Origin of the sequence: Streptomyces sp. NPDC017520 (assembly GCF_044329855.1) — a bacterium.
Lineage (GTDB): Bacteria > Actinomycetota > Actinomycetes > Streptomycetales > Streptomycetaceae > Streptomyces.
In genome coordinates, this window is record NZ_JBIRKB010000005.1 from 548,567 (window position 1) to 559,417 (window position 10,851).

The 10,851-nt window shown below is 70.2% G+C and carries 9 protein-coding genes; 5 read left to right on the forward strand and 4 right to left on the reverse strand.

All coding sequences use genetic code 11. The features are described 5' to 3' along the window. Positions 1-69 precede the first annotated feature (69 nt). Genes ACH4KB_RS15825 through ACH4KB_RS15835 form a run of 3 tightly spaced genes read left to right on the forward strand, consistent with a single transcriptional unit; the run spans position 70 to position 4,208 of the window. The gene (locus ACH4KB_RS15825) at positions 70-2,343 is read left to right on the forward strand and encodes an MMPL family transporter (RefSeq protein WP_398066520.1); all 2,274 of its coding nucleotides are present in this window, start codon (positions 70-72) and stop codon (positions 2,341-2,343) included. A 4-nt stretch (positions 2,344-2,347) separates the two neighbouring features. Continuing rightward, positions 2,348-3,532 (forward strand): sensor histidine kinase, encoded by a 1,185-nt coding sequence (locus tag ACH4KB_RS15830; protein WP_398066521.1) that lies wholly within the window; start codon positions 2,348-2,350, stop codon positions 3,530-3,532. 1 nt (position 3,533) lies between these two features. Continuing rightward, a complete protein-coding gene (locus ACH4KB_RS15835) occupies positions 3,534-4,208 on the forward strand; it encodes a response regulator (protein WP_398066522.1) in 675 nt (224 codons plus the stop codon). Between the two features lie 40 nt (positions 4,209-4,248). On the opposite strand, the gene ACH4KB_RS15840 is transcribed toward ACH4KB_RS15835, so the two are convergent. Then, on the reverse strand, positions 4,249-5,151 hold the full coding sequence (locus ACH4KB_RS15840) for a LysR family transcriptional regulator (protein ID WP_398066523.1): 903 nt from the start codon (positions 5,149-5,151) through the stop codon (positions 4,249-4,251). 69 nt (positions 5,152-5,220) lie between these two features. Between ACH4KB_RS15840 and ACH4KB_RS15845 the strand changes: the two genes are divergently transcribed. Continuing rightward, positions 5,221-6,135: an EamA family transporter gene (locus ACH4KB_RS15845; protein ID WP_398066524.1), complete on the forward strand. Its 915-nt coding sequence runs from the start codon at positions 5,221-5,223 to the stop codon at positions 6,133-6,135. A 37-nt stretch (positions 6,136-6,172) separates the two neighbouring features. Here ACH4KB_RS15845 and ACH4KB_RS15850 read toward each other — a convergent pair whose 3' ends face one another. From ACH4KB_RS15850 to ACH4KB_RS15860, 3 genes are all read right to left on the reverse strand, one after another. Then, positions 6,173-6,964 carry an alpha/beta fold hydrolase gene (locus tag ACH4KB_RS15850; protein WP_398066547.1) on the reverse strand — a complete coding sequence of 264 codons (792 nt, stop codon included), beginning with the start codon at positions 6,962-6,964 and terminating at the stop codon, positions 6,173-6,175. A gap of 200 nt (positions 6,965-7,164) precedes the next feature. Continuing rightward, on the reverse strand, positions 7,165-8,196 hold the full coding sequence (locus ACH4KB_RS15855; protein ID WP_398066525.1) for an endonuclease/exonuclease/phosphatase family protein: 1,032 nt from the start codon (positions 8,194-8,196) through the stop codon (positions 7,165-7,167). Between the two features lie 215 nt (positions 8,197-8,411). Further along, a complete protein-coding gene (locus tag ACH4KB_RS15860; RefSeq protein WP_398066526.1) occupies positions 8,412-9,011 on the reverse strand; it encodes a hypothetical protein in 600 nt (199 codons plus the stop codon). 1,078 nt (positions 9,012-10,089) lie between these two features. Between ACH4KB_RS15860 and ACH4KB_RS15865 the strand changes: the two genes are divergently transcribed. Beyond that, the coding region (locus tag ACH4KB_RS15865) for an alkaline phosphatase PhoX (RefSeq protein ID WP_398066548.1) at positions 10,090-10,851 on the forward strand (762 nt) is incomplete at its 3' end.

The following is a 10,851-nucleotide window of genomic DNA, read 5'->3' on the forward strand; positions in this document are numbered from 1 at the left end:
GTCGGTGGACAACAGGTTCAGTCGGCAGGACGTGCCGGGCGCCGCACCCCCGCGGCGAGGATCTCCGGCATGAGACACCTACCTGTACGTATGGCCCGATGGAGCGCCCGGCACGCCGGACGGGCGATCGCCGGCTGGTTCGCGTTCGTCGTCCTGTGCCTCGTGGTCGGCATCGCGCTGGGCACCAACGAGGCCACCACCAAGGACTTCTGGGTCGGCGAGGCCGGATGCGCCGAGGCGACGGCGACCGAGGGCGGCCTGGAGCGTTCCCCCACCGAGCGGATCATGATCCGCGCCAGGTCGGGGGAGCTGGACATGGCAGCGGCCGGTGCGGCGGCCCGGGACGTGACCGTGCGGATGCGGTCCCTGCCCGAGGTGGATAGCGTGGCCGCTCCCGTCCGCTCGAAGGACGGCGAGGTCCTGCTGGTCTCTGTGGTCCTGAACGGCCCGGAGCTGGAAGGCAAAAAGAACGTCGTGCCGCTCCTGGAGCAGACGGCGGCGGTGGGCGCCGACCACCCGGACCTGGTGGTGGAGGAGACCGGACCCCCAGCCATCAGCAAGGGCGTCAACGACCAGCGCGACGAGGATCTCGCGCTCTCCGAACGCATCAGCCTGCCCGTCACCGTCATCACCCTGCTGATCGTGTTCGGCTCGGTGATCATGGCGGGGGTGCCGCTGCTCCTGGCGCTCTCCTCGATCGCCGCGGCGATCGGACTGTCCATGGTCGCCTCGCACGTCATGCCCGACGCGGGGGTCGGGACGAACCTCATCCTGCTCATCGGTCTGGCGGTCGGCGTCGACTACACGCTCTTCTACCTGAAGCGCGAACGGGAGGAACGGGCGCGCGCCGACGGGCGGCTCGGCCCGGAGGCCCTCGTGGAGCTGGCCGCGGCGACAGCGGGCCGGGCCATCGTGGTCTCGGGTCTCGCGGTGATCGTCTCCACGGCCACCCTGTACCTGGCCACGGACGTCATCTTCTCCTCACTGGCGACCGGGACCATCCTCGTCGTCGCCGTCGCCGTGGCCAGCTCGCTCACCGTGCTCCCCGCGCTGCTGGTCGTCATCGGACGCCGAACCGACCGCCTCGCTCCCCGCAGGGCCGCCCGCCGGGCGAAGCGCGGCAAGCCGGCCCGGACGGTGAAGCCGGAGACGGGACGGGTGTTCGCCGCTCTGCTGCGCCCGGCCCGGACCCGCCCCGCCCTGACCCTGTGCCTGTCGGTCCTCGTCATGCTCGGTCTGGCCGTGCCCGCGCTCGGCCTGAAACTGATCGACCCGGGAAGGGACACCTTCTCCCGCGACATCCCCGCCATGCGGGTCTACGACCGGCTGACCGAGAGCTTCCCCGAACTCCTCGTCACCCACGAGGTCGTCACCCGCTCCACGCCGGAACAGGCGGCACAGGTGCAGCGGGCCCTGGAGGATCTCGGCCGGCGGGTCCGGACGGACCCCCTGTTCGTGCGGGCCCCTCGGAACCCGGAGGACGCGAAGGACCTGACGAACCAGGCGGGCAATGCCACATCCCCGGAGAGCTTCCGGCCGACGGTCCGCACGTCGGCCGACGGCCGGATCAGCGTGCTGGAACTCCCGGTCCCCCATCCCGCGCCCTCCGCAGAGGCGATCGCGTCGCTCGCCCACCTCCGCCAGGATCACATCCCCGCGACCGTCGGCCGACTGACCGGCGTGGAGACGGCTGTGAGCGGCGATGTCGCTCGGGGCCGGGACTACGTGAGTCACGAGAGCGACAAGCTGCCGCTGGTCCTCGGCCTCCTGCTGCTGATGACCTTCCTGATGACCGTGTGGGCGTTCCGCTCCGTGGTGATCGGCGCGATCGGCGTCGTACTGAACCTGCTCTCCGCCGGCGCCTCGCTCGGCATGCTGGTCCTGGTCTTCCAGGGGTCGTGGGCGGAGGGACTGCTGGACTTCGACTCCCTCGGGGCGATCGCGTCCAGGGTTCCGCTGTTCCTCGTGGTGATCCTCTTCGGCCTGTCGATGGACTACCAGGTGTTCGTGGTCAGCCGGATCCAGGAGGCCAGGCAGAACGGCATGCCCGCCCGTGAGGCGGTCCTGGAGGGCATCAACAGGTCGGCCAAGGTGGTGACCAGCGCGGCGATCGTCATGGTGACGGTGTTCGGCGCGTTCGTGGCCCTGCACCTCACCGAGATGAAGCAGATGGGATTCTGCCTGGCCGTGGCCGTCCTCCTGGACGCCGTGGTCATCCGGCTCATGGTCCTGCCGTCGGTGCTGTTGCTCCTCGGAGAGCGTGCCTGGTGGCCGGCCCGGCGCCCCGGCAGGTTCGGGCGGGCGCAGGAGCCCGCCGCCGGGTCCCTGGCGGAAGTAGGCTGACGCGGTGAACCAACGGCCGCAGCCCGAGACCGCGTTGACCGTACCGTCGCTGCACCGGTGGAACGCCGTCTTCTGGGTGCTGCTGGGCGTGGTCCCGCCTGCCCTCGCGGTCGCCGACGCACCCGGGACGACGCGCTACCCGGTGCTGGGGCTGCTGGCCGTGCTCGCCCTCTCGTACGGCGCGGTGGGGCTGTTCCCCGGCAACCCCGCCCTGCGCCCCCGCCCCTACCTGTACGTACTCGTCGTGGGCCTCGGAGCCATGTCGTACCTGCTCGACGGCAGCGCGGCGCTCTTCGTGGTGACACTGCCGCACTTCTGGATCTACACCGCGGGCGCACGTGCCGCGATCGTCCTGAGCGGTCTCGCCGCGGCGGGCGTCGTGGCCGGCAACGTCGTACGGCAGGGCTGGGGCGGGGAGTTCTTCACCGGCAACGTGATCTTCACGATCATCGGGTACGCGGCAGGCGTGCTCATCGGGCTGGGGGTGCGCCACATCACCGAGGACGCCGACGAGCGGGCCCGTCGGCTGAACGCCGAACTGGAGGAGGCACGGCTCCGGCTCATCGAGGCACACCACCGCCAGGGGGCGGCGGACGAGCGCGAACGGCTCGCGCGGGAGATCCACGACACGCTCGCCCAGGGATTCGCGTCCATCATCGTGCTCGCGGAGGCGGCCAGATCCGGTCTGCCGACCGACCCGGACAGGAGCGGGAAACACCTGCTCGCGATCGAGAACACCGCGCGCGAGAACCTCGCCGAGGCGCGCGTCCTCGTCGGCTCGGCCCCGCAGAGCGGTGTCGCCGCCGGCTCGGTGACGGACACCCTGCGACGGACCCTGCGGCGGTTCACCGAGGACACCGGGACCCGCGTCACCTCCGAACTGCCGGACGTCACCTGCGACCAGCAGACCCGCATCGCTCTCCTGCGCTGCACCCAGGAGTCCCTCGCCAACATCCGCAAGCACGCGGCGGCCTCCACCGTGGAGGTGGTCCTCACCGCGCAGCCGTACGGGATCGAGCTGGAGATCACCGACGACGGCGCGGGCTTCGTGACGGAGGAATCCCACGGGTTCGGACTGCACGGAATGCGCAAGCGCCTGGCCGAGCTGGGCGGCGAGCTCACCGTCACCAGTTCGGTCGGCGACGGTACCCGCGTCCTGGCCATGATTCCCACCGACGGGCAGGGCTGAGATGACACACGGGCCGACAGCGGAGAAGAAGCTCCGGATCCTCGTGGCGGACGACCACACGGTGATGCGTGCCGGGGTCGTCGCCCTGCTGGCGGACGAACCCACCATCGAGATCGTCGGCGAGGCCGAGGACGGCCGGGCGGCCGTCGGTCTCGTAGAGCGGCTGGAGCCCGACGTGGTGCTGATGGACCTGCGGATGCCCGTCCTCGACGGGACGAGCGCCACGACGGAGATCGTCGCCGGGCCCGCCCGGACCCGCGTGCTGATCCTGACCACGTACGAGACCGACGCGGAGATCGAGCGCGCCGTCGAGGCAGGCGCCATCGGCTACCTGCTGAAGGACGCCACCCGCGAGCAGCTGGTGGAAGCCGTCCACGCCGCGTCCCGGGGTGAGACCGTGCTCGCTCCGCGTGTCGCGGCGCGGCTGGTGGCCCGGATGCGACGGCCGGCGCCGGTGACGCTGACGCCACGGGAGGTGGACGTACTGGGCGCGGTGGCGGACGGGCTGTCCAACGTGGAGACCGGCCGCCGGCTGGTCATCGCGGAGGCGACCGTGAAGACGCACCTGCTGAGGATCTTCGCCAAACTCGACGTCGCCGACCGTACCCACGCGGTGGTCAAGGCGCTGGAGCTTGGTCTGCTGAAAGGACCCCGGGGGAGAGCGGAAGGCGCCTGACTTCCTTCCCGGACGGTTCCGTACCTCCGCTCCTGGCGGGTCATCCGCGCGGGCGCGCTCCGGGGCCGTCCTCGCGGTAGAGGCCGGCGGCGAGGGCGATCGCGGTGTGCGTGGCGGGGTGGGTGGCGTGGGCGCGCCAGATGAGGTGGACGGTGACCGGGCCGGCTCCCCGGAGCGGGCGGTAGGTGATGCCGTCACGGCGGTACTGGGCCGCGGTGGCCCGAGGCGTGAGCCCGACACAGCGGCCGGTGGCGATGGCGGCCAGCCAGTCGTCGATGTCCTGCGTGAACTCGACCCCCGGCCGGTCCCGCTCCGGCCACAGGTCCAGAGCGGTGGTGCCCGTGCGGCGGTCGATGGCCAGGGCACGGGACGGGATCTCGTCCAGGCGGATACCGCGACGGCGGGCCCAGGGGTCGTCGGACGCCATGGCCACGTAGCGGGCCTCGGTGCCGATCCGGGCGTGGGACCACGGCTTGAGATCGATCGGAGCACGGATGACGGCGAGGTCGCACAGCCCCTCGGCGAGGCCGCCGGTAGGGGTGTTGTGACGGATGAGGCGCAGGTCGGTCCCCGGGTGCTGTTCGTGCCAGCGGCGCTGGAACTCGGTGGTGTGCCGGCCGAAGGCGGACCAGGCGTGGCCGATGTGCAGACGGGTGTGCCCGGTGGTGGCCTCGCGGACGAATTCCTCGGTGCCGGCGAGCACGATGCGGGCGCGGGCCAGCGCCCGGACCCCCGCGGCGGTGGGGGCGACGCTGCGGCTGGTGCGGATCAGCAGTCGTACCCCGAGGAGGCTTTCGAGACCGGCGAGGGCGCGGGAGACGGCGGCCTGCGACATACCGAGTGCGTGGCCGGCGTCGGTGAAACTGCCGGTGTCCACGATGGCGACCAGACACCGGAGCTGCTTCAGCTCCAGCGCACGCGCCGTGCTCCCCGACTCATCCATACGCCCACCGTATAGATGCGTGCGCGGACGCATTTTGCACAGGGCGGTGGCTCTCCCATCGTCGGGGGCATGAAGACCGATACTTCTCCGGCCTCGACGCCCCGCCCGACCGGAGCCGACGGGGCGGCGCCACCACGGGGCACGGGGCGTGGAGCCGGTGTGGCCCTGATGCTGGGCAGCGGCCTGTCCAACCAGACGGGCGCCTCCGCCGCCGCGCTCGCCTTCCCGGTGATCGGGCCCGCCGGGGTGGTGGCGGTACGCCAGTGGGTGGCCGCCGTGATCCTCGGCGCCGTCGGCCGGCCACGGCTGCGGCACTTCACCGCCGCGCAGTGGCGTCCCGTCCTGGGCCTCGCCCTGGTGTTCGCCGGAATGAACCTCTCCCTGTACATGGCGATCGACAGGATCGGCCTCGGGCTGGCCGTCACACTGGAGTTCCTCGGCCCGCTGACCGTCGCCCTGGCCGGCTCCCGCCGCCGGATCGACCTGGCCGCCGCCGGGGCAGCCGCGGGCGCGGTGGCCGTTCTCATGCGCCCCACGCCCTCCACCGACTACTCGGGCATCGGCCTGGCCCTCCTGGCTGCGGCCTGCTGGGCCTGCTACATCCTGCTCAACCGGACGGTCGGGACCCGCCTGCCAGGCCTGGAGGGCTCGGCCGCCGCGGCGATCGTCTCCGCCGTGCTCTACCTGCCCGTCGGCGGCTGGGTGCTGTGGCATCACCCGCCCACGCGCACCGCGCTGGGCTGCGCCCTCGTCGCCGGGGTGCTCTCCTCGGCGGTGCCGTTCCTGGCCGACCTGCTGGCGCTGCGCCGTGTCCCGGCCCACTTCTTCGGCGTGTTCATGAGCGTCAACCCGGTCTTCGCCGCCCTGGTCGGCCTCGCCGTTCTCGGCCAGCGGCTCGATGTCCTCGCCTGGTCGGCCATCGCGGTGATCGTCGCCGCGAACACCGCTGCCGTGTCCACCGCACGCCGGAAGAGGACCCCTTGAGGATCACGTCGACGTCCACCGCGCGTCCGGCCGGTTCCTACCGCTGCGTGACAGTGGTGAGGAAGTCCAGGACGAGCGGGCTCGCGACGGCGCGGAACTCCTCGAAGTAGGCGTGCCGCGCTCCGGGGATGAGGTGCAGACGGGCGCCGGGGATACGCTCCGCGAGCAGGGGAGCGTTGGCGGCCGGGTTGAGCAGGTCATCGGTGCCGTGCACGACGAGAGTGGGCGCGCCGATACCCGGCAGGGGCTGCCACGCGTCGTGCTCGTTGCCGGCCGCGAGGTGACGCCGTCGGGCGTGGGCGGGCATGCCCGGGTCGCCGAGCGTCCGGTACGGTCCGGGGTTCGCCGCCAGCCAGGCAGGGGTGTACATCAGCTCCAGCAGGGCCTGCCGCGCCGCACCCGGTCGCGTCTGCACCAGGGACCTGCGCACGTCGTTGGCGCGTTCGACGGCGTGCGGGCCGCCGGGCGATGTGCACCCGAGCACCAGGGCACGTACGCGTTCGGGATGGCGCGCCGCGAGCTGCTGGGCCACCCGCCCGCCCATGGAGGTCCCGTAGACGTCGGCCCGCTCGATACCGAGGGCGTCGAGTACCGCGATCACGTCCAGCGCGAACAGCTCGGTGCTGTAGGGAAGATCGGGCTTGTCGCTCTCCCCCGTACCCCGGTAGTCGAACGTGATGGTGCTGCGGGCGCCGTGGAAGTCGCCGCGCACTGAGTCCCACCAGTGGTGGTCGTTGGCCTGCCCCGCCAGGAGGAGCAGGGGAGCGGCCCCGTCGCCCCGCACCTGATAGGCGATACCGACCCCGTCGGGCGTCGTCGTGTGTGGCATACGCATCCTCACTCCTCATAGGCCGGTGGCCGGTTCTTCTGGGCTGCCGGGTCGATTCGGCGCGGAGCTCCGCGCCGGGTGTCGGCGGCGCTGTACGCCGTACCCTTCACTGGCTTCTCGACGCGTGCTCCAGCACGGGAGTAGGCGCGTCGCACCGGTCAGCCCGCCGACGGCGCACACTGCGGAGCCTGGGTCCACGACTATCGACTCCGCTCCCGGTCCTTGTCCGGCAGCAGCGCGAGCACCGCGACGACGGCTCGGTGATCGGTTCCGGGCACGGTTCGCCCGCCCACCGAGACCCCTGCCAGCCCGGGGCCGTGCAGGATGTGGTCCAGCTGCACCACGGGTGGGACGAGGGCACGGCCGACGGGCCACGTGGGGGCCCACCCGTGGCCGAGCTCGGCATGCGTGTCCGTGAGGCCGGCCGCGAGCAGGTCCCGCATCGGAGTGTGGTCGAGGGAAGCGTTGAAGTCACCCAGGAACACGGTGTCCGGGCCCGCGCGCCGCGCCAGGGAGGTGAGCGCGGCCATGTCCCGGGTCCACCGCTCCGGGCTCCCGAGAGGATAGTAGGTGTGCACCGCCACGAACCGCACGCTACGTCCGCCGACGGCGACCTCGGCGACGGTCTGGGGCCAGGCGGTGTCGGCATGAGTGGTACCGGCGTCGCTGATCGGGAGCCGTGAGTAGACCGAGGAGTCGTACTCGGGGTGGAGTTCCTGGTGCGGCAGCAACGCGCCCAGGCCCGCCCTGTCGAGGGCTTCCACGCCGCCCGGCGGCATCTGCTGCACCGCCAGAACATCGATCCGCTCCGTACGGACCAGCCGCACCACTGCCCGGGCGTCGGCGGCGCCTCCGTTGGTGTTGAGGGTGGCCACACGCACCTCAACCGTGCGTTCCGGCACTGGCCGGCCATCAGGCAGGAACCGCGGGGCCAGCAACACCGCGTGAGCGATCACCAGGGCCGCGGTGCCGGCCAGGGCCCATCGGGACCGCAGCGCGGGAACAGCGGCCATCAGCAACAGCACCAGTACACCGATGAGGGTCGTCCAGGGAAAGAACACCATCGGCATCGCCAGCGGGGTTCCGGCGTCGAGTCCCGTCAGCCGGACGACGAGCAGAGCGGCGGGCGCGATGAGCGCGACCCCGCAGCCCAGCAGTCCCCATCGCCGTCCGCTGCCACCGGCCCGCCGCCGTCTCTCGGCGGGCGGGGCTTCTGTAGCCGTGTGCGTCACTTGTTCCCATCCTGGAGTCGATGGCCGGATCCCGGACGGAGACGTCTGCGCATGCCGCATGGTTCCGCCGGTACCGCCGCTTCTGCCGTGATGCCGGAGAGACCGGTGGCTCAAGAAGCCCGGAAAGCCGGGCGGAGGGGGTGCCCGCTCCACGATGAAGAGCCCGTCAGCGTACTGACGGGCTCCCACGGCACTGCAGCTAACCTGCCATCAGGTCAGATCGTCGGCGTCTCGTCGATGATCTCCTTGTGCGGTTCGACGACGAACTTCCAGCCCTCACTGGGCTCGAGGAACCGCACTCGCGTCGGGAAGATGTCCAGGGCGCGTCGGTCGCGGTTCTGGCTGTTCGCGTTCTTGCGTCCCCGGGCCGGCTCCTCGTACAGGTCGACCTTGACGTCCGGCACTTCGACGACTTCCTCGCTCCAACGCTGGACGACCCCCGCGCCGAATGCTTCCCGGGCCGCGGAATAGAGAGATTCCAGGGACTCCTTGCTTCCGCCGGGAACGAAGAGGGCCAGGTTCAGGAGGACACCGGCGCTCTGGAGAACCTCGATCGCCTCTCCCGCCTTGTCAGCAACCCAGATGCCGCCCTCTTCGGCGCTGTCGGGGAGGATGTGCATCTCCTCGCCGAATGCCGTCCGTACCGTGAAGGACCCACCCTCGAAACTCTTTCCCGATTTCGTGAGGAAGGCCGGTGCGTAGCAGCCGGGGGATACACCATCCATGCTTGCCGGGACGAAGACACCGTCCTGGGGGCCCAAACCTGAAGTCTCCTCGGCTGTCAGACGCCGAGCCGTAAGCTTCTCGGTATTCACGCCATTCCCCTTTTATCGCGTCGTTCTGATAAATCATCAAGACTCTATCATGGAAAGGAGTGAAGGTTACCCTTAGGTGCCCCACGCAGGCAATGAAGCCAGGCCAGTCGTGGAAAAAAGCGGTCGGCATATGGACGGTCTGGAGTCCATATGTGTACGCCCGGACAAAATGTGGAACCGTGTTGCCGCGTGACAACTCCCGCCGAAAGTAAACTCGTCTCTGAGAGCTCGAAATACGATCTTGTTCGGCCGTTCGTGACGGTGTGAGGGGCGACACTCCGGTCCGTCGTCGGCCGAAAAGAAGGCGCGATTTTTTGATCGTGTTACGAGCTCAAACGGGGTTGCAGAAACGGATCAGCCATCTCCCCGCTCACCGTGGCAGAGATCCGATGATTCCTCGACACTCTCCTGCTTTACCCGAGAGCCGGCCGCGACCCCGCCACCCACGAATTGGTCGGCAGGGAGAAGACGTCGCCAGGCCAACGCACGCAGCTGTCACTATCGAAAACGCAGCTCAGGAAACGAACCGCTGCTTCAGTGCCCGCGTCGCCGGAACACCCGGATGCACCCAGTATGCGTTCACCCTTCCGCCCTGCGACGCATCACATCTGACGCCGCGCGCTGATCCATCAGGCATTAGGGATCAGACCTTAATCCGCCTCCTTCAAGTGCACAGATTCAGCCACCGTGACCGACCCCTGTGTCACACCCATGATTTCGGGGAAACTTCTGGCGTTACGAGGGCGCCACTCACCTCATTTCTCGACGAAAGTGCAGCTCAGGCACTTGATTGCCACAGGCTCCGTTCTCATGCACACTGACGTCGGTTCACGCATGTAACCCGAAGGGCGGTTGATGTGTCGGAGGACGGCCACCATTACTCCCGAGCGGTCGGCATTCCGGCCGCTCACCGGAGACCTGCCTATTCCGATGTGGTGATGCCTGCGCCGGACACGCACCCAATACCTCGAGAAACCGCTACTTCGGCAGCGTGCTGCACGAGTCCATCTCCCGCAGAATCCTGCTCGGGGCCGGGGCCGGGGCCGTCGCTCTCACCGCTCCGCATATCCCCTCCACCGTGTCGACCGCCGCTGCCAGGAGCACCGCCGCGGGAGCCCGCTCCCCCGGCTCACCGGCCGGGGAGGCCCACGGATTCCTCCCGGTCCCGCCGGATCGCGGAGACCGCGTTACCGTCCCCGAGGGTTTTGCGTACGACGTGCTCATACGCTGGCGCGACCTGGTGCTCGCCGGGGCCGCGCCCTTCGACTTCGGCAACCAGACCGAAGCGGCGCAGTCCGGCCAGTTCGGCCCGAACAACGACTACTACGCCCTCGTCCCGCTGCGCCCCGACGGCCGGAGGGCCCGTCGGCTTCGGACACGGATGACTTTCCTTCCTGCGAAGCGAGCGACCGGGCGCGATCCTCGCCCCGGTGTAGCAGCCGCAAGGGACGCATCCCGGCCGGGCGGTGGCGGCGGGTGGTGCCAACCCGGCGCCCGGGTGAACGTTCGGCTCGTGCGGTGGGGGCAGCGCTTCGTCCGGACAGGGGGCTCCGGTGGCTGCGCCGAGAACAGGAGGAGGCTTCTACCGGCGGCGTCCGTATTTCGTGACCACAGTGTTCGAAGTTCGCAGGTATTGATGCAAAGTCGCCAAACCCTTTGCTCCACAAGGTATCTGACGCTCGGTCAACAACGGGCGGCGCTCGGGGCCGTGTACTCGGGGAAGGTGTTCTCGCGCGCGCCGATGAAGCGGACCGCGCGGCCCGCTTCATCGGAGGTGGGGCACAGAGATGGGGCAACAGCAGGGCGAACGGGCCCTACTGGCCCGCGCGGCCCGTGGCGG

Excerpts from the sequence above, each read along its gene's own strand:
- ACH4KB_RS15825 (WP_398066520.1), top strand. The coding sequence starts at position 70 with ATGAGACACCTACCTGTACGTATGGCCCGATGGAGCGCCCGGCACGCC.
- ACH4KB_RS15835 (WP_398066522.1), top strand. The coding sequence starts at position 3,534 with ATGACACACGGGCCGACAGCGGAGAAGAAGCTCCGGATCCTCGTGGCG.
- ACH4KB_RS15840 (WP_398066523.1), bottom strand. The coding sequence starts at position 5,151 with ATGGATGAGTCGGGGAGCACGGCGCGTGCGCTGGAGCTGAAGCAGCTC.
- ACH4KB_RS15845 (WP_398066524.1), top strand. The coding sequence starts at position 5,221 with ATGAAGACCGATACTTCTCCGGCCTCGACGCCCCGCCCGACCGGAGCC.
- ACH4KB_RS15850 (WP_398066547.1), bottom strand. The coding sequence starts at position 6,964 with ATGCCACACACGACGACGCCCGACGGGGTCGGTATCGCCTATCAGGTG.